At 64.9% G+C, this 23,638-nt stretch carries 24 protein-coding genes; 16 read left to right on the top strand and 8 right to left on the bottom strand.

Annotated features, from left to right (window positions below; genetic code table 11):
• From VGC77_RS05765 to parC, 7 genes are all read left to right on the top strand, one after another.
• On the top strand, positions 1-225 hold a 225-nt coding region (locus tag VGC77_RS05765), incomplete at its 5' end, for a putative dsRNA-binding protein (RefSeq protein ID WP_331170617.1).
• Positions 218-1,135, top strand: coding sequence for a GTPase Era (gene era / locus VGC77_RS05760; RefSeq protein WP_331170616.1), 918 nt, complete (start codon positions 218-220; stop codon positions 1,133-1,135). The genes VGC77_RS05765 and era, both read left to right, overlap by 8 nt.
• A gap of 8 nt (positions 1,136-1,143) precedes the next feature.
• Positions 1,144-1,524 (top strand): hypothetical protein, encoded by a 381-nt coding sequence (locus tag VGC77_RS05755; protein ID WP_331170615.1) that lies wholly within the window; start codon positions 1,144-1,146, stop codon positions 1,522-1,524.
• Between the two features lie 39 nt (positions 1,525-1,563).
• On the top strand, positions 1,564-2,313 hold the full coding sequence (gene recO / locus VGC77_RS05750; protein ID WP_331170614.1) for a DNA repair protein RecO: 750 nt from the start codon (positions 1,564-1,566) through the stop codon (positions 2,311-2,313).
• An 84-nt stretch (positions 2,314-2,397) separates the two neighbouring features.
• On the top strand, positions 2,398-4,008 hold the full coding sequence (locus VGC77_RS05745) for a P-loop ATPase, Sll1717 family (RefSeq protein ID WP_331170613.1): 1,611 nt from the start codon (positions 2,398-2,400) through the stop codon (positions 4,006-4,008).
• The gene (locus VGC77_RS05740) at positions 4,009-4,455 is read left to right on the top strand and encodes a hypothetical protein (protein ID WP_331170612.1); all 447 of its coding nucleotides are present in this window, start codon (positions 4,009-4,011) and stop codon (positions 4,453-4,455) included.
• 150 nt (positions 4,456-4,605) lie between these two features.
• Positions 4,606-6,861 (top strand): DNA topoisomerase IV subunit A, encoded by a 2,256-nt coding sequence (gene parC / locus VGC77_RS05735; RefSeq protein ID WP_331170611.1) that lies wholly within the window; start codon positions 4,606-4,608, stop codon positions 6,859-6,861.
• A 27-nt stretch (positions 6,862-6,888) separates the two neighbouring features.
• On the opposite strand, the gene VGC77_RS05730 is transcribed toward parC, so the two are convergent.
• Positions 6,889-7,089: a hypothetical protein gene (locus VGC77_RS05730; protein ID WP_331170610.1), complete on the bottom strand. Its 201-nt coding sequence runs from the start codon at positions 7,087-7,089 to the stop codon at positions 6,889-6,891.
• 247 nt (positions 7,090-7,336) lie between these two features.
• Between VGC77_RS05730 and VGC77_RS05725 the strand changes: the two genes are divergently transcribed.
• The 3 genes from VGC77_RS05725 (at position 7,337) to VGC77_RS05715 (ending at position 11,070) form a co-directional block, all read left to right on the top strand.
• The gene (locus VGC77_RS05725; RefSeq protein ID WP_331170609.1) at positions 7,337-8,206 is read left to right on the top strand and encodes a LysR substrate-binding domain-containing protein; all 870 of its coding nucleotides are present in this window, start codon (positions 7,337-7,339) and stop codon (positions 8,204-8,206) included.
• 9 nt (positions 8,207-8,215) lie between these two features.
• The gene (locus VGC77_RS05720; RefSeq protein ID WP_331170608.1) at positions 8,216-9,457 is read left to right on the top strand and encodes a YbfB/YjiJ family MFS transporter; all 1,242 of its coding nucleotides are present in this window, start codon (positions 8,216-8,218) and stop codon (positions 9,455-9,457) included.
• Between the two features lie 227 nt (positions 9,458-9,684).
• Positions 9,685-11,070 carry an Nramp family divalent metal transporter gene (locus VGC77_RS05715; RefSeq protein ID WP_331170607.1) on the top strand — a complete coding sequence of 462 codons (1,386 nt, stop codon included), beginning with the start codon at positions 9,685-9,687 and terminating at the stop codon, positions 11,068-11,070.
• Positions 11,071-11,189: 119 nt separating this feature from the next.
• On the opposite strand, the gene VGC77_RS05710 is transcribed toward VGC77_RS05715, so the two are convergent.
• From VGC77_RS05710 to hemB, 3 genes are all read right to left on the bottom strand, one after another.
• Positions 11,190-11,966: an arginyltransferase gene (locus tag VGC77_RS05710; RefSeq protein WP_331170606.1), complete on the bottom strand. Its 777-nt coding sequence runs from the start codon at positions 11,964-11,966 to the stop codon at positions 11,190-11,192.
• A 103-nt stretch (positions 11,967-12,069) separates the two neighbouring features.
• Positions 12,070-12,615 carry an RDD family protein gene (locus VGC77_RS05705; RefSeq protein ID WP_331170605.1) on the bottom strand — a complete coding sequence of 182 codons (546 nt, stop codon included), beginning with the start codon at positions 12,613-12,615 and terminating at the stop codon, positions 12,070-12,072.
• 305 nt (positions 12,616-12,920) lie between these two features.
• A complete protein-coding gene (gene hemB / locus VGC77_RS05700; RefSeq protein ID WP_331170604.1) occupies positions 12,921-13,976 on the bottom strand; it encodes a porphobilinogen synthase in 1,056 nt (351 codons plus the stop codon).
• A gap of 166 nt (positions 13,977-14,142) precedes the next feature.
• Between hemB and VGC77_RS05695 the strand changes: the two genes are divergently transcribed.
• The 6 genes from VGC77_RS05695 to recJ all read left to right on the top strand — a co-directional run bounded on the left by VGC77_RS05695 (position 14,143) and on the right by recJ (position 18,769).
• Positions 14,143-14,604: a DUF6163 family protein gene (locus tag VGC77_RS05695; RefSeq protein ID WP_331170603.1), complete on the top strand. Its 462-nt coding sequence runs from the start codon at positions 14,143-14,145 to the stop codon at positions 14,602-14,604.
• Positions 14,605-15,102: 498 nt separating this feature from the next.
• Positions 15,103-15,618, top strand: a complete 516-nt coding sequence (gene ldtR, locus VGC77_RS05690) for a transcriptional regulator LdtR (RefSeq protein WP_331170602.1) — start codon at positions 15,103-15,105, stop codon at positions 15,616-15,618.
• A 237-nt stretch (positions 15,619-15,855) separates the two neighbouring features.
• Entirely contained in the window at positions 15,856-16,098 is a 243-nt protein-coding gene (locus VGC77_RS05685) for a hypothetical protein (RefSeq protein WP_331170601.1), read from the top strand.
• On the top strand, positions 16,095-16,310 hold the full coding sequence (locus VGC77_RS05680; protein WP_331170600.1) for a hypothetical protein: 216 nt from the start codon (positions 16,095-16,097) through the stop codon (positions 16,308-16,310). The genes VGC77_RS05685 and VGC77_RS05680 overlap by 4 nt, the downstream gene beginning before the upstream one ends.
• Before the next feature lie 220 nt (positions 16,311-16,530).
• The gene (locus VGC77_RS05675) at positions 16,531-16,737 is read left to right on the top strand and encodes a hypothetical protein (RefSeq protein WP_331170599.1); all 207 of its coding nucleotides are present in this window, start codon (positions 16,531-16,533) and stop codon (positions 16,735-16,737) included.
• 190 nt (positions 16,738-16,927) lie between these two features.
• Complete coding sequence (recJ, locus tag VGC77_RS05670; RefSeq protein WP_331170598.1) at positions 16,928-18,769, top strand: single-stranded-DNA-specific exonuclease RecJ; 1,842 nt, start codon at positions 16,928-16,930, stop codon at positions 18,767-18,769.
• A gap of 135 nt (positions 18,770-18,904) precedes the next feature.
• On the opposite strand, the gene VGC77_RS05665 is transcribed toward recJ, so the two are convergent.
• The 4 genes from VGC77_RS05665 to efp form a co-directional block, all read right to left on the bottom strand.
• On the bottom strand, positions 18,905-19,996 hold the full coding sequence (locus tag VGC77_RS05665) for an FUSC family protein (protein ID WP_331170597.1): 1,092 nt from the start codon (positions 19,994-19,996) through the stop codon (positions 18,905-18,907).
• Positions 19,996-21,213, bottom strand: coding sequence for a lytic murein transglycosylase (locus tag VGC77_RS05660; protein ID WP_331170596.1), 1,218 nt, complete (start codon positions 21,211-21,213; stop codon positions 19,996-19,998). Before VGC77_RS05660 ends, VGC77_RS05665 begins: the two co-directional genes overlap by 1 nt.
• Before the next feature lie 84 nt (positions 21,214-21,297).
• Positions 21,298-22,953 (bottom strand): peptidoglycan DD-metalloendopeptidase family protein, encoded by a 1,656-nt coding sequence (locus tag VGC77_RS05655; protein ID WP_331170595.1) that lies wholly within the window; start codon positions 22,951-22,953, stop codon positions 21,298-21,300.
• A 75-nt stretch (positions 22,954-23,028) separates the two neighbouring features.
• Positions 23,029-23,595 carry an elongation factor P gene (gene efp, locus VGC77_RS05650; RefSeq protein ID WP_331170594.1) on the bottom strand — a complete coding sequence of 189 codons (567 nt, stop codon included), beginning with the start codon at positions 23,593-23,595 and terminating at the stop codon, positions 23,029-23,031.
• Positions 23,596-23,638 lie beyond the last annotated feature (43 nt).

The following is a 23,638-nucleotide window of genomic DNA, read 5'->3' as shown; positions in this document are numbered from 1 at the left end:
CGCGATGCCAAGACGCGGTTGCAGGAATGGGCGCAGGGGAGGGGTTTCCCGACGCCCGTCTATCGTGAGATCATGCGGAGCGGGCCGGATCACCAGCCGGTTTTCGTGATCGCCGCCGAAATCGCGGGTCTGTTGCCGGCGGAGGGCGAGGGGTCCTCGAAGCGGCTGGCCGAACAGGAGGCCGCCCGTGTATTCCTGCGGCGGGAGGGACTCGACCATGACTGACGCGCCTTTACCACAAGCCACCCGCTGCGGCTTCGTCGCGCTGATCGGCGCGCCGAACGTCGGCAAATCGACGCTGGTCAACGCGCTGGTCGGCTCCAAGGTCACCATCGTGTCGCGCAAGGTGCAGACCACGCGGGCGCTGATCCGCGGCATCGTGATCGAGGACCACGCCCAGATCATTCTGGTCGATACCCCGGGCATCTTTCTGCCGAAACGCAGGCTCGACCGCGCCATGGTCAAGACCGCCTGGAGCGGGGCGCACGATGCCGATCTGGTGTGCGTATTGCTCGACGCCCGCGAGGGCATCGACGAGGAGGCCGACGCGATCCTCAGCAAAGTTTCCCAAGTCGATCATCCGAAAATCCTGGTGATCAACAAGGTGGACATCGTCTCCAAGGAAAAGCTGCTGAAGCTGGCGCAGGACGCCAATGCGCGGCTGACATTCGACGAGACGTTTATGGTTTCTGCACTCTCCGGCGACGGCGTCGAGGACTTGCGGCGCACGCTGGCGTCGATGGTGCCGGCGGGCCCCTATCACTATCCGGAAGACCAGATGTCGGATGCGCCGATGCGGCATCTGGCGGCGGAAATCACCCGCGAGAAGATCTTCCGGCAGTTGCACCAGGAATTGCCGTATCAGTCCACGGTGGAGACCGACACCTGGACCGAGCGCAAGGACAAATCGGTGCGGATCGAGCAGACGATCTTCGTCGAGCGCGAAAGCCAGCGCAAGATCGTGCTCGGCAAGGGCGGCGCCACCATCAAGTCGATCGGCGCGGATTCCCGCAAGGAGATCGCCGAGATCCTGGGCCAGCCGGTGCACCTGTTCCTGTTCGTCAAGGTGCGCGAGAACTGGGGCGACGATCCCAATCGCTATCACGAGATGGGCCTCGAGTTTCCGAAGGACTGACGCGGATCATGGCGACGCCCAGGAATGTTCAATTGTTCGAGGCGCTGCTGTATGCCTCGCTCGGGCTCGATGCTTTGTCGGTGGCGTTCCAGGACCGCACCCCGTCGGCCGAGATCGGCGACGGCGTGATCATGGCGGCGAATCTGATCGCGGCCGGCTTGATCATCACGCTGGTGTATCTGGTCTGGCTCGCGGCGCAGCAGCGCAAGAATTGGCCGCGCTGGGTGCTGGTCGGCTCGCTGGCGCTGTCGACGGTGTGGCTGGCGCAGATCATCGGCGATTCCGGCCTACAGCTCGATAGCTGGATCGAGATCGTCTCCACGCTGCTCACCGCGGCGGGCCTCTATCTGTCGTTCACCGGCGACGCCAAGGACTGGTTCAACCAGTAGCGGCTGCGAAGACCGTGCGAAGCCTGTATAGTTGGTCGCATGGAATGGACCGACGACGGCATCGTGTTGGGGGTGCGGCGGCATGGCGAGTCTAGCGCCATCGTCGAACTGCTGACCCGCGGCCACGGCCGCCATCTCGGCCTGGTACGCGGCGGCGCCGGCTCCAAGCTGCGGCCGCTGCTGCAGCCCGGCAATAGCGTCGCCGCGGTGTGGCGGGCCAGGCTCGACGAACATCTCGGCTATTACGTGCTGGAGGGCACGCGGATGCGCGCCGCGATGCTGTTGGCGTCGAGCCACGCGGTCTATGGCGTCACCCATCTGGCCTCGCTGGCGCGGCTGTTGCCGGAGCGCGACCCGCAGCCCGAGATCTACGACCGGCTGCAGCGCACGCTCGACGACTTCGACGACGTCGGCGAGGCCGCGGTGCAGGTGATCCGCTTCGAATTGACGATGCTGGCCGAACTCGGCTTCGGGCTCGACCTCGCCAATTGCGCAGCGACCGGCGTCACCACGGACCTGATCTACGTGTCGCCGAAATCCGGCGGCGCGGTGTCGCGCCAGGCCGGCGAGCCGTGGCGCGACAAGCTGCTGCGGCTGCCGCCGTTCCTTCGCGAGGGCGCGGCGCAACGCAACGACTGGTCCGACCAGGATCTGCAGGACGGATTTCTGCTGACCGGCCGGTTCCTGCTGCGCAACGTGCTGGAGCCGCGCGGGCAGGGCCATTCCGACGCCCGCGACGGCTTCATCAATGCGGTGCGCAGGCATCACGCGCGGGTCACCAATCCTTGATTGTCGACAAAATTCTATTGCCTCAATTCTACCTTGGGGTATATTTTTTTATTTTTCACTTATAGATTGCAACGGAGGGCAGTTATGCCGCTTCGCGATTTTTTGACTCCCGAGGAGCCGCTCGGTCCGATTCGCCATGAACGTATTTTGCGCCGCCGCTCCTTTGGCCAGCACGACGAAGACCCCGTCAATCTCCTGATCTATCAGGCCGAACCATTCGACGTGGCGCTACACGATCTTCACCCAATCATATTAGGACGAAGGGGAGCCGGCAAGACCGCGATCGTCGCCGCTATGCTGGCGGGTGCGGCGCGCAACCACTACTTCTATGCGCGTGACGAAGCCATCAACGATCACCACGATATTTATGTATTCATCCAGTCCTGGGATCACTTAGATGAAATCGTCAATCTCGTCGGCATCGATTGCTACCATTCACTCGGGTCGCAGCCGATGTGGGACGATTTGCTGCCGGAAACCGCTGCGCGTTTTTGGGCGCGCCATCTCTGGCAAGCCATATTCAATCAGATCTTTCGCGATGCCTCGTCGGAAACAAATTCCATCGACTATCGCGCCAAGCTGCCGCTGGTCTTCAAATTCATCGAAGGTCGTGATATCATAGACCCGCGCGAATGCATTTCCGACGAAAGTTTGCAAAGGGCGTTCGAACAGACCAGAGACAGCGTGCTGAAGTACCTCGCCGCGTCGGGTCGTCGTTGCTACATCATTATCGATTCGCTTGATCTCTACCCAATAACGTCGCCGCGTTTCTCTCGGATTCTGTCGGGGTTGCTGCGTTGTATCACCAATTTTTCCGATTCATACGATCGCGTGAGGATCTTCTGTTGCGTGCCGGCAGAGGTCGAGCGGCACTTGTTTACGCACGTGGCGAACGAGATTCGCGACATGTCTCCGACGACGAGCTACTCAAGACTGCAATGGCGGCCCATTGATCTCTTGAAGATAGTCGCCGAGCGGTTCCGCGAATTCCTGAGGATTCACCTGCCCGGCTCGCCAAACGACCAGGAGTTCCTGGCGCATATTTCTCGTCTCGATTTTTCCCAGCGCGAGAATTTGCGTTTATTCTACGAGGCGGTGATGCCGAAATACGTCACCAACAGGTTCGGGCAGAGGGAGGATTCGGTCGCTTACCTGGTGCGACATTCGCAGCTTCTGCCGAGGGAGCTGATCTTGCTGTTCGGCCGCGCCATTAGCATTTCTCATCTCGAAACTCGGGTCTGGAATTTGATCACGGCGGAGGCCATCGTCCGGGCCGTCGAGGAGAGTGAATCGGCTCTGGCGAGGCAGATCCTCAAGCCTTATCTTCCGATCTATCGGGAACTAATCGCGGCATGCGAGGACGTGCTCTCGGAGTTGCCGCCGATCTGCACGCTCAGCGATTTGCATTCGATCGGCAGGAGAATGCGCAAGAGCGTTGCGGCGGAAACCGACAATCCCTGGAAGTCTCTCTACGAAATCGGCGTGATCGGATATATCGATGCCGAGCAATCGAACCGCAAGACGCAGTACTACGAGTATGGCTTATTTCACTATAACGCGCCCAATCAGATCAAGTTTGCAAACCACCTCAAATATTGCGTTCATCCGCTGTTCAGTGGGGCTTGGCATCTGAAGCGGACGCCAAACATGAAGTTCATTTATCCCTCCAGAATTGACGAATCGTTTTGGAGCTGAGTGGTTTCGATGACGCGGTCTCAAGCGCTGGCGTTTAGCCTTTTGCTGTTAGCTTACGTAGCAGTGTCGATTGCCGCGGGGCAGTATTTCGGAGACTCGCATTTGGTCAATCGGCTGGGTGCGATTCTGTCCGCCTTGGGTGCCTTGATGATCATTTTTCAAGTCCGTCGAGAGGTCATCTTCGAACGTCGCAACAGAGACGACAAAATTGCCATTGCCGGCGGAAAGTTCGGCACCGCCGATCGAGCGCGGGTCGAAAACGCGAGGTTGCTACGGGCGGGCGAGCGACACGAGCAGCGAATGAGGATCATCGTTTGCATCGCATTGATGGTCTTCTTAGGGGAACTGCTGCACGGATGGGGCGATGTGCTTCTTGCTGGAATGACCGGCACCACCCACGGCGGGGCTGTGGCTGGCGAGCGGGCAGTTGCCCCCGCCCGGGATTGAAGGGTTCCGCCACGGATGCTGCTGGTTCGGCGTTTTCCGTCTGAGCTGCGGTTTGCCTTAGTTTCTTGTTTGATCCTTGCGGAAGATACCGCTTTGATGGCGGGGAATTCGGATCTTGTCCAAACAACCTGTAGCAGTTAACCCCTTCCCATGGGAAAACGATTGATTCCGCCGGAGCCGGCGGAGATTCACGACGTGCAGCTGCGCGAGGCGCTGGAAGAGCGCTACCTTGCCTATGCGCTGTCGACGATCATGCATCGCGCACTGCCGGATGCCCGCGACGGCCTGAAGCCGGTGCATCGCCGCATCCTCTACGGCATGCGGCTCTTGCGGCTCGACCCCGGCACCCCGTTCAAGAAATCCGCCAAAATCGTCGGCGACGTGATGGGCTCGTTCCATCCGCACGGCGACCAGTCGATCTATGACGCGCTGGTGCGCCTGGCGCAGGATTTCTCCTCGCGCTATCCCTTGGTCGACGGCCAGGGCAATTTCGGCAATATCGACGGCGATAACGCCGCCGCCTATCGCTACACCGAAGCGCGGATGACCGACGTCGCACGGCTGCTCCTGGAGGGCATCGACGAGGACGGCGTCGCGTTCCGCGCCAATTACGACGGTCAGTCGAAAGAGCCGATCGTGCTGCCCGGCGGCTTTCCCAACCTGCTCGCCAACGGCGCGCAGGGCATCGCGGTCGGCATGGCCACCGCGATCCCGCCGCACAACGCGGCCGAACTGTGCGACGCAGCGTTGCATCTTATCGAGAAGCCGGACGCCAAATCCAAGGCGCTGTTGAAGTGGGTCAAGGGCCCGGATTTTCCGACCGGCGGCGTGATCATCGATTCCCGCGAAAGCATCGCCGAGGCTTACGCCACCGGACGCGGCTCGTTCCGCACCCGCGCCAAATGGCATCAGGAAGACGGCGCCCGCGGCACCTGGTTGGTGGTGATCACCGAAATTCCCTGGCTGGTGCAGAAGTCGCGGCTGATCGAGAAGATCGCCGAACTGTTGAACGAGAAGAAGCTGCCGCTGGTCGGCGACGTCCGCGACGAATCCGCCGAAGACATCCGCGTGGTGATCGAGCCGAAGTCGCGCGCCGTCGATCCCGAGCTGTTGATGGAATCGCTGTTCCGGCTGACCGAGCTGGAAAGCAAGATCCCGCTCAATCTCAATGTGCTGGTGAAGGGCCGCATCCCCAAGGTGCTCGGCCTGGCCGAAGCCTTGCGCGAATGGCTCGATCACCTGCGCGACGTGTTGCTGCGCCGCTCCAACTATCGCAAGGCGCAGATCGAGCATCGCCTGGAAGTGCTCGGCGGCTATCTGATCGCTTACTTGAACATCGACAAGGTGATCAAGATCATCCGCACCGAGGACGAGCCGAAGCCCGTCTTGATGAAGGCGTTCAACCTCACCGACATCCAGGCCGAAGCCATCCTCAACATGCGGCTGCGGTCGTTGCGCAAGCTCGAAGAATTCGAGATCCGCACCGAGGACAAGAACCTGCGCGCCGAGCTGAAGGGCATCAACGCGATCCTGAAGTCAGAGACCGAGCAATGGGCTAAGGTCGGCGAGCAGGTCCGCAAGGTGCGCGAGATGTTCGGGCCGAAGACCGCGCTCGGCAAGCGCCGCACGCAATTCGCCGACGCGCCTGAGCACGATCTCGCCGCGATCGAGGAAGCCTTCGTCGAGCGCGAGCCGGTCACCGTGGTGATCTCCGACAAGGGCTGGGTGCGCACGCTGAAAGGCCATGTCGAGGATCTGTCGGGACTGAACTTCAAGCAGGACGACAAGCTGGGCCAGGCGTTCTTCGCCGAGACCACCTCGAAGCTGCTGCTGTTTGCTACCAACGGCCGGTTCTATTCGCTCGACGTCGCCAAATTGCCGGGCGGCCGCGGCCATGGCGAGCCGATCCGGATGTTCATCGATCTCGACCAGGACGCCGCGATCGTGGCGCTGTTCGTCAACAGCGGCGGCCGCAAATTCCTGGTGGCGAGCCATGACGGCCAGGGCTTCATCGTCAGCGAGGACGATTGCGTCGGCAACACCCGCAAGGGCAAGCAGATCCTCAACGTCGAGATGCCGAACGAGGCGAGGGCGGTGTGCACGGTCTCCGGCGACAGCGTCGCGGTGATCGGCGAGAACCGCAAATTGCTGATCTTCCCGCTCGATCAGGTGCCGGAAATGGCGCGCGGCCGCGGCGTGCGGCTGCAGAAGTACAAGGACGGCGGGCTGTCCGACATCGCCACCTTCACCGCCAAGGACGGCTTCACTTGGCGGGATTCCGCCGGCCGCGAGTTCAGCGCCTCGATCAAGGACCTCGCGGAATGGCGCGGCAACCGCTCCGACGCCGGCCGGCTGCCGCCGAAGGGATTCCCGAAATCCAACAAGTTCGGCCGCGGCATCGAATAGCGCGTCGCGGCCGTAAAGCCGCGCTGCTCAGTTCTGCGGCGGCGCCGGATGCTGCAGCGACTGCGGTGGCACCAGGCTCTTTTTGTTCGGCTTCAGCGAGCCGGCATAGAACGACGCCCCGCCGATCAGCAGCACGGCGATGAAATACGCCAGATAGGCCTGCGGCGGCGTCATCAACCAGCGCAGGCGTTGTTGGAAAGTGGCGGGTGGGCCGTCGGGTTCGCTCATGGCGCGGTTCTGCGCGAAAAATCCCCCGATGGGAAGCCGGATTTGTGTCGGGCCGACCGCGGTCAGATCGCCAGAGACGGGTGGTCGCCAAAAGCGACGTCGGGCGGCGCGCCGCTGTGACGCCAACGGACGCGATCCACGATGGACCTGCGGCAAGCGGGCTCTATTCTCTTTTTCAGAATGAAGATTGACATATATTCTTACATAAAGAATATATGGCTAGCGCTTTTGCTCATGGAGAATGTTGGTGGATCTTGCATCGCTGGCGGTGTTCCGCACCGTCGCCACCGAGCGGAGCGTGACCCGCGCCGCGGAGTTGCTCGGCCGGGTGCCGTCCAACGTCACCACCCGGATCCAGCAGCTCGAGGCCGAGGTCGGCGTGCCGTTGTTCCAGAGGGACCGCAAGCGCATGGCGCTGACCGAGGCGGGGCGGACCTATCTCGACTATGCCGACCGCATCCTCAACCTGGCCGACGAGGCGCAGCAGGTGGTGCATCCAAGCGCGCCGCGTGGCGTGCTCCGCATCGGCTCGATGGAATCCACCGTGGCCGCGCGCCTGCCGCAGCCTTTGGCGCAGTTCAATGCGACATGGCCCGAGGTCAGGATCGAGCTGTCGACCGGCCCGACCCGGCAACTGGTCGAGGCCCTGCTGGCGCGGCGGATCGACTGCGCCTTCGTCGCGCTTGCCGCGGGCGATCCCTGGCTCGAGCCCGGCGAACTCGAGACCGTGGCCGCGTTCCGGGAAGAGCTGGTGCTGGTGCTTCCGCCCGGCCATCCCGCGGTCGATAACGCCTCCGATATCAAGCCGGGTGCGCTCGCCGCCTTTGCGCCGGGCTGCAGCTACCGAATGCTGGCGGAAGAGTGGATCACCGGCTTCGGCACCCGGCCGGCGCAGATCCGCTTCCAGGAGGTCAGGTCGTATCACGCCATGGTGGCCTGCACCGCGGCGGGCTCCTGCTTTTCGATCCTGCCGCGTAGCGTACTCGATCTCGTTCCTGCGGCCGGACGCTTCACCCTGAAGCCGCTGATGGAGGTCGAGACCTGCCTCGCCAGCCGCCCCGGCTTCAAGACGCCGGCTTTCCTGGAATTTCGCAAGACGCTCGCCGCGTTCGCATAGGACCAAGCCATGTGCGAGACCAATCGGTTTGCGGCCGCCGCCGCCCTGATGCTGGTGGTCGCAATGGGGTTCGGCCGCTTCGCATTTACCGGGCTCTACCCGTTGATGGTCGCCGACCATCAGCTCTCGCTCGACGGCGGCTCCTATGCGGCCTCGGCCAATTATGCGGGCTATCTTGCCGGCGCGCTGTTGGCGGCGGTCGCGACGACCATCGGCAGCCGCAAACTGTGCGCCTGGGCGACCGCGACCACCGTGGTTATGCTGGGCCTGCTCGGCGTGGCGATGCCGGAATGGCTGATCATTGCAGTCCGCGCCGTGGCCGGCGCGGCGAGCGCGCTGGCCATGGTGGCGGCGTCGCATTGGCTGATCCACGATCGCCGCCATGCCCATGGCGCGGCGACATTATTCGCCGGCGTGGGACTGGGCATCCTGGTCTCGGCGGAAATCATTGCGGCGGGGCACGCCGCCGCGCTGTCCAGCCGCGCGATCTGGCTGACGCTGGCGGCGGCCGCGCTGATGGTCGGCGCGATCGCGATCGCGATGCAGCGCCTCCTCGACCGCGCCGCGCCGGCGGCTGCCGAGCCTGCCGCCCTCCACCGCAGCGAGGCGCTTTCATCGCCGTTCGGCGCCACCCGGCTGGTCGCGGTCTATGGGCTTGCCGGCTTCGGCTACATCATCACCGCGACCTATCTGCCGCTCTTGGTGCGTAGCGCGATGGGTTCGATCGATCCGGTCCACGTCTGGGCGATGTTCGGATTCGGCGCGGCGCCGTCGTGCTTCGTCTGGCATGTCCTGCATCACCGCTGCGGCACCCGCCGCAGTCTGATCGGAAATCTGGCGCTGCAGGCGATCGGCGTGGCGCTGCCGATCCTGCACAGCCCGATCGCCTATGTCGCCTCGGCGCTGCTGGTCGGCGGCACCTTCATGGGCACGGTGACCATCGTCATGCCGGCCGCGCGACGCCTGGCGGCGACGGCGCGTGTGAACATGCTCGCGATCCTGACCGCCGCCTATGGCGTGGGTCAGATCGTCGGCCCGCTGATCGCCTCCAACTTTTATGGCAGGACCGGCTCCTTCGACGCCTCGCTCGCCGTCGCCGCCGCCGCTCTTGCGCTGGCCGCGGGCCTTTGCCTCGGCAAGGACGACCCTCGGCCGTCGATGCCGGGCGGGGGCACAGCGGCCGGCACCCCGGCGGAGCCTGTGCGGACGGCATCGCCTGCAAAGTTGGAATGTGCGGCTCCGGCCGAGTGATCGGCGCCCGCCGGCCCCGCGCCTTGACCTCCTCGCATCCTCTGTTGTGTTCTGCCGCCTCGTCCCTAAGGATAAGGCACATCGAAGGAACCGGGTTCCCGATTCTCCGTTGCCTGTGCGGTGCAGCGGGAACCAGGCGATCTGCCGTCTCCGCGGCGCGACTGGGGATCAGTCTTTGCACATGCAAATTAGTTGCATTAAGTTCCTTTTTGGGGCAGGTTTCCAGCATGGACGCTAGGACCCCTAATCCGCTGGAGGTGTCGCCGAGCGTGGAGACGCGACCGATCGCCGATCCGCCGGGCGGCTGGCGCAGCGCCGGCGGCGAGCCGTCGCTGTCCGGCATGTTCGGCTCAATCAAGGTCGCCAAGACCGGCTCGTTCTGGCGCAAGCTGGTGGCCTTCCTCGGCCCCGGCTATCTGGTCGCGGTCGGCTATATGGACCCCGGCAACTGGGCCACCTCGCTCGCCGGCGGCTCGAAATTCGGCTACGCGCTGCTCGCGGTGGCGCTGGTCTCCAACATCATGGCGATCGTGCTGCAATCGCTGTGCGCGCGGCTCGGCGTCGGCGCCGGGCGCGATCTGGCGCAGGCCTGCCGCGACGCCTATCCGCGCTGGGCCTCCTGGCCGCTGTGGATCTCCGCCGAGATCGCCATCACCGCCACGGATCTTGCCGAAGTGATCGGCACCGCGATCGGGCTCAATCTGTTGTTCGGGATTCCGCTCGAGATCGGCGTGATCATCACCGCCGCCGACGTGTTCCTGATCCTGGCGCTGCAGGCGTTCGGCTTTCGCTGGATCGAAGCCTTCGTGGTGGCGCTGCTCGGCGTGATCGCGGCGTGCTTCGCGGTGCAGATCGCGATGGCCGATCCGGACTGGGGCGCGGTGATCCGCGGCTTTGCGCCGACTACCCAGATCCTCACCAATCCGGGCATGCTGTATCTGGCGCTCGGCATTCTCGGCGCCACCGTGATGCCGCACAATCTCTATCTGCATTCCGGCCTGGTGCAGACCCGCGGCTACGGCGACAGCGTGCCGGAAAAGCGCGAGGCGATCCGGCTCGCCACGCTGGATTCCACGCTGGCGCTGTGCCTGGCGCTGACCATCAACGCCTCGATCCTGATTCTGGCGGCGGCGACGTTCCACCATGCCGGCAAGACCGACGTCGCCGAGCTCGATCAGGCCCACGCCTTTCTAGCGCCGCTGCTCGGCTCGGCGCTGGCGCCGACGCTGTTCGGCATCGCGCTGTTGTGCTGCGGCCTGAACTCCACCATCACCGCGACGCTGGCCGGCCAGGTGGTGATGGAAGGATTCATCAATCTGAAGATCGCGCCGTGGCTGCGCCGCATGGTGACGCGGATGATCGCGATCGTGCCGGCGGTGTTCGTCACGATCTGGGCCGGCGAGAAGGCCACCGGGCAATTGCTGATTTTGAGCCAGGTGGTGCTCAGCCTGCAATTGCCGTTCGCGGTGGTGCCGCTGGTGATCTTCACCGCCAGCCGTGCCAAGATGGGCGTGTTCGTGGCACCGCGTTGGCTCACCGCGCTCGCTGCGCTGATCGCGGTGATCATCATCGCGCTGAACGCCAAGCTGGTGTTCGATTACGTGACGGGATGAGGGGGGATAGCGAGTGGCGAATAGCGAATAGAAGGGCGAATGGCGAGTAGCGAATGGCGAATAGAAGTGCGAGTAGCCAATCCCGCTCCTTCTTCCATTCGCTATTCGCCACTCGCCCGCTATTCCTGCGGCTCGACCGCGCTTTCGCCGGAGGCATCGACCCGGATCCAGCCGCTTGGCGCGAGGCGCTGCTGCGGCAGATAGCGGCTCTTGTAGTCCATCTTCTTGGAGCCTTCGATCCAGTAGCCCAGATACACGTAGGGCAGGCCGAGCCGTCGGGCGCGGGCGATGTGGTCGAGGATCATGAAGGTGCCGAGCGAGCGGCTCTCCTCGCTGGGCTCGAAGAACGAATACACCATCGACAGCCCGTCATTGAGGATGTCGGTCAAGGCCACCGCCAGCAGGTCCTCGCCGCGCCCGGTGATGCCGCTGTCGGGGCCGCGGCGGCGATATTCGATGATCCGGGTTTTGACGTGGCTGTCCTCGACCATCATCGCGTAATCCAGCACGGTCATGTCGGCCATGCCGCCGTAGCGATGGCGGCGGTCGAGATAGGCACGGAACACGGAATATTGCTCGGAGGTCGGCACCGCGCTGCGCAATTCGCCGATCACGTCGGCGTTGCGGGTCAGGATCTTGCGCTGGCCGCGCGAGGGGCGGAATTCGTTGGCGACCACCCGCACCGAGATGCAGGCGCGGCACTGGTCGCAGGCCGGCCGGTAGGCAATCGATTGGCTGCGCCGGAAGCCGCCATGGGTCAGCAGGTCGTTGAGCTCGCCGGCCTTGCCGCCGACCAGATGGGTGAACACCTTGCGTTCGTGCCGGCCCGGCAGATAGGGGCAGGGCGACGGCGCCGTCAGGTAGAACTGCGGGGTGTCACGCGAGTGTTGAGTCACGGAATCCGGTCAACCTCCATTGGCCCAGGGTTACGTCCCGCTCATGTTGCATGTCAGCAGCATCGCGCTCCCGGTGGCGATGGTCAATGCGGTTTGCTCGCAATTAGAACGATCGCAACGGCTCAGCGCCTTGGCCGAGCGCCGACCTGTTGATAATCACGGTTCCGAGCACAATGTCGTGCAGCAGCCGGCGGCGGCCGTTGAACAGCCCGACCAAGAGCACGAACGGCGACAGCATGGTGATCGAGACCCAGAACAGGATGGCGTGCACCGCGCCCAGCACGAAATAGCTCGGCTCGCCGTACCAGGTGCGCATTTCCAGGTCCATCAGCCGCATCCCCACCGTCGCCGACGACGGCCCGCCCAGCGAGGCGCCGTAATAGATCAGCGCCCAGATCACCGAGGCCGGCGATACCAGCCAGAACAGCGCCCAGCCGAGCCCCAGGGTGAACACCCCGAACACGCTGATGAACACCACCGCCAGAATGATCGGGATCGTCAGCAGCACCAGGTCGATCAGGAACGCCAGCACCCGGCGGGTCAGCACGCCGCGAAACAATTCTGGCTGCAGCCAGGGATCGAACGCCGGCGCGCGCGGATCGATGCCGCCGCGCCAGGTCGAATTGTCGCTCGCGCCATTGTCAGACATCGTAAGGTGCTCCTTGCCCCGCTCTGCCCAATTCTCGGCCCAGGTCTCGGCCCAGGTTTCGGCCGCTGGATGTCGTGAAACGACATGGAGACGGGCGGGAGCGGTTACAAGCCCTCCCGCGCGTGATACGCCCGCAACCTCGCCGCCGGATCAGCGCGTCAACCGGGCGGTATCGTCTGCCGCCGTTGGGCGAGCCCCATGCCATCGCGCCGCCCCACCGTCCCGCCGTCCCGCCATCCTGCGCGGCCGAGCGGTCGGCCGCGCCGCACAGGGACGCAAGGGCCGCATGGCGCAGCCGTAATGGCTCAGCCGTGCTTCTTCAGCTTCTCGGCCGCGGCCGGCGCGAAATAGGTCAGCACGCCGTCGGCGCCGGCGCGCTTGAAGCCGAGCAGGCTTTCCATCATCGCCCGTTCGCCGTCGATCCAGCCATTGGCGGCGGCGGCGGCGATCATCGCGTATTCGCCGGACACCTGGTAGGCGAAGGTCGGCACCGCGAAGGTCTCCTTCACCCGCCGCACGATGTCGAGATAGGGCATGCCGGGCTTCACCATCACCATGTCGGCGCCTTCGGCAAGATCGAGCTCGACCTCGCGCAGCGCCTCGTCGGTGTTGGCGCTGTCCATCTGGTAGGTGCGTTTGTCGCCGGTCAACGCCTTGGCGGAGCCGATCGCGTCGCGGAACGGGCCGTAGAATGCCGAGGCGTATTTCGCCGCATAGGCCATGATCTGCACGTCGAGGAAGCCGGCATCGTCCAGCGCGCCGCGGATCGCACCGATCCGGCCGTCCATCATGTCGGACGGCGCGATGATGTCGCAGCCGGCCTGCGCCTGCACCAGCGACTGCCGCACCAGCACCTCGACGGTTTCGTCGTTGAGGATCTTGCCGTCGCGGATCAGGCCGTCATGGCCGTGGCTGGTGAACGGATCGAGCGCCACGTCGCACAACACGCCGAGGTCAGGGAATTCCTGCTTCAAGGCGCGCACCGCCTTGCACACCAGGTTGTCGCCATTGGTGGCTTCGGTGCCGAATTCGTCGCGCAGCGACGGCTCGGTGAACGGGAACAGGGCGATGCAGGGGATGTCGAGCTTCACGGCGCGCTCGGCGGCGCGCACCACCTGGTCGACGCTCAGGCGCTCGACGCCGGGCATCGAGCCGACCGGCGCGCGCTTGTTGTCGCCATCGATCACGAACATCGGCCAGATCAGGTCGTCGGTGGTCAGCACGTTCTCGCGCACCAGCCGCCGCGCCCATTCGGATTTGCGGTTGCGGCGCGGGCGGACCACCAGATCGAGTGACGGGGCGGCGGCCTGCTGCCGCGGGGTATCGCGCATCTCGATCGGACGGCCAAATTTGATCGCCATTTTAGCATCACTCCTGGGGATGATTTGACAGACTCTATAGCCTGACAGTTTGGCATTATCTGGTCATACTGCTCTTGATTTGCCGCAACTGCGATTGATTTTGCTCCGCCGAGGCGCCATGACTCACAGCCGCCCGGAGGCCATTCCCGTATGAGCAGCGATCGGCATGTCTGACACATCGAGCCGCGACCAGAGCCGAGACAACGCGATGTCGGTCGCGGCGATCTCCCATGAGCGGCCGCAATCCGACGACAACGTCTGGACCCGGCGGCTGGTGCTGTTCCTGCGGGTGATGGCGGTGCTGGCGGTGGCCAAGGGGCTGTACCATTGGGCGCAGGTCACCGGCTTCGTCGGTGGCGAGGACGATGCCTTCGAATATCAGCCGATGGCCTGGCAGACCGCCACGGTGTATTTCGCGGTGATCGAGCTGGTCGCCGCGGTCGGGCTGTGGCTGGCGACGCCGTGGGGCGCCGTGGTCTGGCTCACCACCGTGGTGTCGATGGCGGTGATCGAACTGATGTTTCCGGCGATCTATGGCGGCAGCCTGCTGGTGGTGGCGATCGAGGCGTTGCTGCTGACGGCCTATCTGGCGCTGGCCTGGATGGCGGCGCGCGAACGCCCGCCATAGCGCCGCCGCATGCCAGCGTGCGACGATTTTTTTTAATCTCATTTCTTCGAATTCATTGCCGATCAAGCGCGGCGATTTTGACCCGCGCATTGCATCACCCGACGCGCCTCCCTCGACAGCGAATTCTCCCACGCCCAATTGGTAAAGCCTGCGACCACGGCGACGGGTGAATTTGTTTTACTGTTTCGCCCCGTAAAGAATTCGCTCACCCTAACAGCGTGGTCATCTGTGTTACGCGAATCTTTCGAATTTGAGCGATGCTGTCTTTGAATGCGACAGCTCGGCAGACGAAGCGTGAACGAAGGCCGCCAAACGTCAACGAACAGTTGCCAGAAGTCCTTGATTTGCGGGCTTAATGCGCGATTCACTGTGTTAAATTCATGATCTCTTTATTGTCTTATTTAAGCGGATCTTCAAACGCCCCGCTTAAGTTGTGGCTATCAGGCGGGACACAAGTTTCGTCGAAAAAGTCGACAAAAAAGACAACAGGGGTATGTCATGATCAAAGCCGTTGCCACGGCGGTGGAAACCGCTTCGGCCGCGCCCGGTGCCGCGCCGGTGCAGCCACTCTATCTCGAAGCGCTGACCTTGGTGGAACGCCTGCATCGCCGCCTGCTCGACGTGATCAAGGATGAGTTCGACCGTCGCGGTCGCTCCGATATCAATTCGGTGCAGGCCCTGTTGCTCTACAACATCGGCGACAAGGAATTGACCGCCGGCGAACTGCGCACCCGCGGCTACTACCTCGGCTCCAACGTCTCCTACAATCTGAAGAAGCTGGTTGAACTCGGCTTCCTCGACCATCAGCGCTCGCGGGTCGATCGACGCTCGGTGCGGATCCGGCTCACCGCGCAGGGCCAGGAAGTCCGCCACATCGTCGACGCGCTGTATCAGAAGCACGTCAAGACGGTGGAGCAGGTCGGCGGCATTTCCAACGACGAGTTCGCCACGCTGAACAAATCGCTGCATCGGCTGGAGCGATTCTGGACCGACCAGATCCTGTACCGGCTTTGAGCGTCTGAGTTTTCCAGGATCGCGCCAAGGATCGCCGGTGGGGTTCTCCAGCCGCCCGGCCTGTCATTAAGGCAGCCACGCGCCATCCTGACTTGCCTCGCGCAGCAGCGGCCTTCCGGTCTCCGGAAGGCCGTTTTGCGTTATGCGGCGAGCGGGCGCTTCAGCAAATAGTTCCCGGCTACGGGAACCTTCCGCCGCACCGCAACTTGTTGACTCGAAGTCACTGGAGTTCGAGCCATGCTGGTTGAGCGCGGCCTGCACGTCATGAATGTCGACGTGATCGGCAAAGCCTACGATATCGCCGCCTTTTATCTGCGTCGCACCGGAGTGATCCCAGACGACGCCGCGACCCACGACGCGCTGCTCGAAACCATCGTCAAGGCGTTCGAGCGCGGCGACACCCATCAATTGAGCCTCGCCAACCGGGCGATCGCCAAATTCGAAGCCGCGCAGCAAGCGCCCACCCCCGGAGCATCATGAAATCCGCGATCGACCGCATCGTCCAGACCTACGGGCTTTTGACCAACCGCGAAGCCGCCGCGGCGGCTCAGGCCCGGGTGGAAAATTACATCCGCACCCTGGTCGCGGGCGGCGAGACCGACGTCGACCGGCTGACGGTGTGCGGCCTGGTCTATCTGCGCGAGCAGGACGGCAGCAACGTCTCGGTGAAGGCCGGCTACACCGGAATGTAACGGGCGCGCTGCCGGCGCTGGCGCGACGTCCTGAAAGGCGTGAGGTGGGCGGCGTTGCCGCTCGCGCGGGTGGCGTCGGGCGATGGTGTGACGGCGAGCGATCTTGCCGTCGCCGCGGCGTTAGGAATTCCATCCAATTTTCACGCTTGCGCCAATCCAATGTTGGCGCGGCTGCCGTTGCGCGATAAGACGTGCGCATTCCGGCAGAGGGTAGTGAGTCATGGATAAGGCGGCGATGCGCGAGGAAGCCGAACGGCTGATACGCGAGGCGATGGAGCGCAAGGCCGTCGTCATCAAGCAGGGCGACACCAGGATCATGGCGACCTGCGGCAGATGTGGCGCCGCCAACAAGATCTCCGCACCCAAGGGCGAGACCCGGGTGACATATGCTTGCAAGGAATGCGGGCACAGCCAGATCGCGATGTAAGGTTCTGGCGAACCCGTCGCGCTCGGCAAGCCGATTTGCTTCAGTGGGACCTCGACGCCTCCGATCAGGTCCAAGGCAGGGCCACGAACGCGGCCTGACGGGCCGTCCGGCGGGCCGCCTGACGGGTTCGGCGCGGAGTGTGCGCCGCCTGGCGTTGGCCTGCCGCACGCTTCGTGCTTATCTGCGCGCCATGAGCCCTCCCGCCACCGCGATCCCGATCGAACAACCGCCGGCCTTTCTTGGGGTCTCGCGCTCGGCGACCGGGCGGGTGTGGCGCGACAGGCTCGATCCGCGCGGCGCCGCAAGGGCGCTGGCGATTGCGCAGCGCTACCAGCTTCCGGAAATGCTGGCGCGGGTGCTGGCCGGCCGCAATGTCGAGATCGACGCGGTCGAGGATTTTCTCGACCCGACGATTCGCCGGCTGCTGCCAGATCCCTACAGCGTGACGCAGATGGAAGCCGCCGCGACGCGGCTCGCCGACGCCGTGCTGAACACCGAGCAGGTCGCGATCTTCGGCGATTACGACGTCGACGGTGCCACCTCGGCGGCGCTCTTGGCCTGGCATCTGCGGCATTGCGGACTCGATCCTTTGATCCACATTCCCGACCGCATCTTCGAGGGCTACGGCCCCAATGTGGAAGCGGTGCGGATGCTGGCCGGGAAGGGCGCCACGCTGCTGGTCACGGTCGATTGCGGCACCACCAGTCTCGCGCCGCTCGCGGAAGCCAAGCGGCTGGGCCTGAGCGTGGTGGTGATCGACCATCACCAATGCGGCGATGAACTGCCGGTGGTCGACGCGATGGTCAATCCGAACCGGCCGGACGATCTTTCCGGGCTCGGCCATCTCGCCGCGGTCGGGCTGGTGTTCGTGACGCTGGTCGCGCTCAACCGCGAACTGCGCGCCCGCGGCTTCTGGACCGCGGAGCGGCCGCAGCCGGATCTGTTGAACATGCTGCATCACGTAGCGCTCGGGACCGTCGCCGACGTGGCACCCTTGATCGGGCTGAACCGCGCCTTCGTCGCCAAGGGGCTGATCGCGATGCGGCGGCGCGATCATGTCGGCCACACCGCGCTGATGGACGTCGCAAGGCTGAACGGCCCGCCCGACGCGTTTCACCTCGGCTTCATGCTGGGGCCGCGGATCAACGCCGGCGGCCGGATCGGCCGCGCCGACCTCGGTGTGCGGCTGCTGCTGGAGAGCGACATTTCCGAAGCTGCCAAGATCGCCGCCGAACTCGACCGGCTCAACGCCGAACGTCGCGTCATCGAGCAGATGGCGGAGGCCCAGGCCGAGGCCGAGGCGCTGGCGGCGCTCGGCTTCGAAGACAAGGGTTCGGTGGTCGTTACCGCCTCAGAGGGCTGGCATCCCGGCGTGGTCGGCCTGGTCGCCTCGCGGCTGAAGGAGAAGTTTTCCCGGCCGGCGTTTGCGATCGCGCTGGAGCCTGGCGGTATCGGCACCGGAAGCGGCCGCTCAATCCCCGGCGTTGATCTGGGCAAAGCGGTGCGCCAGGCGGTCAGCGACGGCCTCTTGTTGAAGGGCGGCGGCCACGCCATGGCCGCCGGCGTTACGCTGCGCAAGGAGAAGCTCGCCGAATTCCGCGCCTATATCGAAGCCGCACTTGCCGCCGACGTCGCCAAATCCCGCCACGCCAATGAGCTCTACATCGACGGCGCGGTGTCGGCGCGTGCGGTGACGCCGGAGCTGGTGGCGACGCTGAATCGCGCCGGGCCGTTCGGCTCCGGCAATCCGGAGCCGGTGCTGGCGCTGCCGTCGCATCAACTGGTCTATGCCGACGAGGTCGGGCAGGCGCATCTGCGGCTGCGCTTCAAATCCGGCGATGGCGCAATCGTCAACGGCATCGCGTTTCGCTCGATCGGCCAGAAGCTCGGCAACGCGCTGCAGGACAACCGCGGCCAGCCGCTGCATGTCGCGGGCTGCCTGACGGTGGACCGCTGGCAGGGCTCGGAGCGGGTGCAGCTGCGCGTCACCGACGTCGCGGTGCCGGATCCGGGGCCAGCGGTGATCCGCTGAAAGCCACGTTCGGGCCGTTCAGCGTCATTGCGATGAGCTCTTGCGACGACGCGATCCAGGGCTCCAGGTGAGGCCCCCGGATTGCTTCGCGGTCGCTCGGCGGTTAGCGCCGAGCTCGGCTTGCAATGACGCGTTTCAAATCCCGAACCGGGCCGGGATCAGCCGGCGCAACTGCCGGCCGGCGAAGGCGCGAAAGCTCGGGCTGTGCAGGCAGAAGCCGCCGAGAAGGCCGACCGCGCAGCCGAGCAGGGTGTCGAAGAATCGCGCCTCGATCACCGCATTGGGGCTGCCTTGGCCGAGCGAGGCGGCGTCGGCGAGAAAGATCGTCAAGGGCGTGATGAAGATCACAGCGAAGCCGTAGTGCCGCACCACGGCGCTCTCGATGACGAAGCTCAGCGCGATCACCAATAGCGCGATGCTCCATTTTTCCAGCGGCAGCGCCAAGAGCACCCAGGCCAGCAGCAGCCCCAGCGCGGTGCCGAGCACGCGATGCAACTGCCTCGTCCACACCGCGCGCAGCGACAGCCCCTGGATCACCGCGAGGCAACTCACCGGCACCCAATAGGGGCGTTCGAGATGTAGGAGCTGCGCCAGCGCCAGCGAGATGCCGACGCAGCCGCCGATCACCACCGAGTCGAACACCACGAAATCGAAGGTCGCCGGCGGCAGCGGCGCCGCCGGCTGCGGCGCGCGCAGCCGCAGCAATACGAGGCTGTAGACGAAGGCGATCAGCGTTGCCAGCAGGCAGCCCATGGTCAACAGCCCAACCTTCAGCGGCACCTGCAGCACCTCGGTCGGCGAATAGGCCGCGATCGAGGCCGCCATCACGAAGAACAGGCTGCCCGGCACGCCGACGCGGTAGAACCGGCACACCATCGACACCAGGATGGCGACGACGCCGAGCACTGGTGTCACCAGCAACGGAACGAAATGCGCGATGATGCCGAAGGCGTAGCAGGCGGTCATGCCTGAGCCGACCGCCATCAGCGACACCATGCGGTGATGCAGCGGGGTCGCCGGCAGATAGATGAAGGCCATGCCGCCCAAGGACGAGATCAGCCCATAATCCAGCCGGTCGAACCAGGCGCCGATCAACAGCGGCACGCCCGACGCCAAGGCCGCTGCGAACGGCATCTGCCAGGGCCGGTCGCTGGCATTGATCGTGGTCAGGTGGTGCCACTCGAGCTTGAGCAGCGCGACGAACTTGTCCCACAGCGAACGTCGCATCAGCGGCCCTGCCGCAGCGCCGCCAGCACCTGCAATCCGCCATAGCCATCGGCCGGCGACAGCCCGATCTTGAGCTGATAGTCGCGGATCGCTTTCATGGTGTCGTTGCCGACCCGGCCGTCGGTGCCGCCGGTGTCGAAGCCGGCGCGGCTGAGCCGGGTCTGCATCTCCTGCACCTCTGCCAGGGTCAGCGCGCGTTCCGAGCCCGGGAACGGCTGCCGGAACGGCGGGCTGCCCAAGATGCGGTCGCCGAGATGGCAGATCGCCAGCGCGTAGTTCATCGACGGATTGTAGCTCTTCACCGCGTAGAAATTCGGTCCCAGCAGGAATTTCGGTCCGCCGTCGACCGGAATCCACATCTGCGCGCTGGCCTGCGGGTCGGGGAAAGGCTCGCCGTCGATCCGTGTCACCCCGGAGCGCGACCACGCCAGATAGCTGCGGCTGCCGCTGAAGGCGCCGCCCGGTCCCTGCACCTCATAGCCCCAATGCTCGCCGCGGTGAACCTTGCCGCGGGTGAGCAGGAACTTGGCGCTGGAGCCGAGCGCATCGTCGGGCCGGCCGAACGGCGACACCTTGCCGTCGCCGTCGTAATCGATCCCGACATTGAGCCAGACCTCGGGCATCCATTGAGTGTGGCCCATCGCGCCGGCCCAGGAGCCGCGCATCTCCTGTGGCGTCGACCAGCCGCGATCGATGATCTTCAAGGCGTTGATCAACTCGGTTTCCCAATAGGCGCGGCGCCGCGGCTGGTTCCAGGCCAGTGCCGCCAGCGAGGGAAACACCGGGCGCATGTGGTTCTGCTGCACCAAAGGATCGCCATAGGCGCTCTCGACGCCCCATAGCGCCAGCAGCGTGCCGCGCTCGACGCCGAAATCCCGCTCGATCCGCGCGAACAATGCTGCGTGCTGCTTAAGCGCCTCGCGACCGTTGATGATGCGCCAGTCCGACACCCGGCGGTTGATGTATTGCCAGAGCTGTTCGTTGAATTCCGGCTGCTTCTGCATCTGCCGGAACACCGTCATGTCCGGTTCGATGGCGCCCATCACCCGCGAATAGGTGGCGTCGGAAATGCCCTTGGCGCTCGCCTTGGCGCGAAAGCCGTCGCGCCACTCGGCGAACCCGGCGGGGGCGGCGAGGGCCGCGGCAGGTAGCGCAGCAAGCGCCGCGCCAAGCAACGCGCGGCGGGTCAGCCCGCGAGGGGAATCGATCTGTACCATAACGGCAGTGTAGCTGCGTTCGGGCCGGCGCGGCAAAGCTTGATGGCCGCGCGGAACCGATCGCCGTCCGTCGCCGCGTTCCGTTCAATCCCCGCCGCCCTCCTGCGGGGCGTCGGGGTCGACCGGGTCCTGCGGCACGGCGCCGGCGAGCGGAGCGACCGCGGGCGGCGCCGGTGCGATCTCGCGGCCGCGCTGGCCGAGCAGCCGCTCATAGGCTGAGATCAGCGTGACGTAAGGGTTCACCCACAGCCAGCCGTCGCGAGTGAACACCTGGACGTCGAAATGCAGATGCGTGGTGGTGCCGCCGAAATAATCCTGATAGTTCGACACCAGCCCGATGGCCTCGCCCTCGTCGACGCGGCGGCCGCTGAGCACGCCGTCCTGATCCATCTGCGGCGGGCTCATATGCATGTAGCGGAAGCGGATGTGCTCGTTGTTGGTATTGATCAGCAGCGTCGCCGCCTGTTGCTTGGGCGCGCGTAGCAGCACGCCGTCGCGCACCGCGACCACCTTGTATTTGTTCGGCTCGCAACGGTCGGCGCCGGCGTTGCGCTGCGTGCAGGCCGGCGGCCGGATGTCCTGGCCCTGATGGCCGAAGCCCGAGGCGCATTGCCCGACGCCGAAGTCGCGGGCCTCGCAGAAATTGTCCTGCCACGGATAGGCGTAGTTTTCGCCAGCGGCTTCGTCGAACAGCAGGGATTTGCTGCTGCCCTTGCAGCGATAGCTGGCGCCCTTGCCGGACGGCGGCGGCACCCGGCCGCGATGGAAACAGTCGCCCCAGTTCAGGAAGGATTGCGAATTGGCGAAAGCCGGCGCCTGCGCCAGCGGAAACCGGATCTGCGAATACACCGTGAAGTCGGGATGGCCGGGCTGGCCGCGATAGCCGCTGCCCTCGATGATCTCGCCGCTTGGCCGATAGCTGAACTCCGGCGACGGCAGCGATGGGCGCTCGGCGAGCTGCGAGGGCAGGTAGCTGCGCGGTCGCGACGGCTCGCCGCCGACGATCCGCAGCGCCTTCAGGAACCGCTCGGCGATCGGCGAAGCCTCGCGGCAGCCCAGCCGCCTGGCGCGCGGCGTGGCGTCGAGGCACTGGATCGCCACCACGTAAGGCACGCCGAACCGGCTGAAAGCGTAGCGGACGTGGCCTTCGCGGATGGTCCGCCGCAGGTCGGGGTATTGCGCGGCGAGCGCCTTCACCGGCTCGCCCTTGCCGGCCAAAGGATCGTTGATGTCGTAGGTCAACAGCGAGCCGGTGATCTGGACTTCGACCGGCTTGGCGAACAGCCGGGCCGGCAGGCCGTCAGTGATCGCAACGGGTAACGAGAACACCGCGTCGTAGCCGGCGGCACCGGCCTCGAACAGGTCGGCGGCGCGAAATCCGGACTGATAATGCGCCGCCGAAAGGCTCTCCGGCGCGCCGGTGGCGCGATCGGTCAGCAACGCCGCGGTGTCGAACGGCAGCAGCACCGGGACCGGGCTGCGGGAGATGCCCGGAAACAGCCGCGAGGTGGCAGCGTTCAATTGCAGCAGCGCCGGCCAGGCGCGCGGATCGGAGCCGCGAAACCGGCGCTGCGGGGTGAAGCTGAAGGCTGCGGCAACCGCCGGCTGTGCGCCGATCTCGGCCTTCAACTGGTCGACCGCGGCACGCCAATCCACCCGCATCGCCGACACCGGGACGGTGCGGAATTCGTCGGCGGCTGCGGCGCTCGCGACCGTGCACAGCACAGACGCGGCCAGCATGAGCTTGACGGCTCGGTCGCAGAAGGGGCCGAGGACCGTCAGACGCAATGGCAGGGCACTCCGGGAAATGCGAGGTCAGTCCTTGGCGCGCTCGACGTAGGAGCCGTCTTCGGTCATCACCACGATTCTTGTGCCGGTGCCGATATGCGGCGGCACCGCGGTGCGCACGCCGTTCGACAGGATCGCCGGCTTGTAGGACGACGACGCGGTCTGGCCCTTGGTCACCGGCTCGGTGTCGACCACTTCCAGCGTGGCGCGCTGCGGCATCGTGATCGCCACCGGGATCACGCCGTGCAGCGACAGCTTCACCGTCATGTTTTCCTGCAGGTAAGGCGCGGCGCTGCCGATCACGTCCTTCGGCACCTGGACCTGGTCGTAATTCTCGGTGTTCATGAAGTGGAAGCCGTCGGCGTCTTCGTACAGATAGTTGAAGTTGTGGTCCTCGATCGTGGCTTTCTCGACCTGATCCGTGGTCTTGTAGCGCTCCGAGATCTTCACACCGTCGCTGATTCGGCGCATTTCGATCTGGCTGACCGGGGTTCCCTTGCCGGGATGGATGTTCTCGGCGGTCAGAACCACGTAAAGCTTGCCGTCTTGCTCAATGACGTTGCCCTTGCGAATAGAACTGGCGATGACTTTCAAAGGACTGTTTCCTAAATTTCGGGCCCGGGACCGATCCGGACAA

The sequence above is a fragment of the Rhodopseudomonas sp. genome (genome assembly GCF_036404135.1).
Taxonomy (GTDB): domain Bacteria; phylum Pseudomonadota; class Alphaproteobacteria; order Rhizobiales; family Xanthobacteraceae; genus Rhodopseudomonas_A.
The sequence above is the reverse complement of the archived record's forward strand: the minus strand, read 5'-3'. Positions and strand labels throughout refer to the sequence as shown.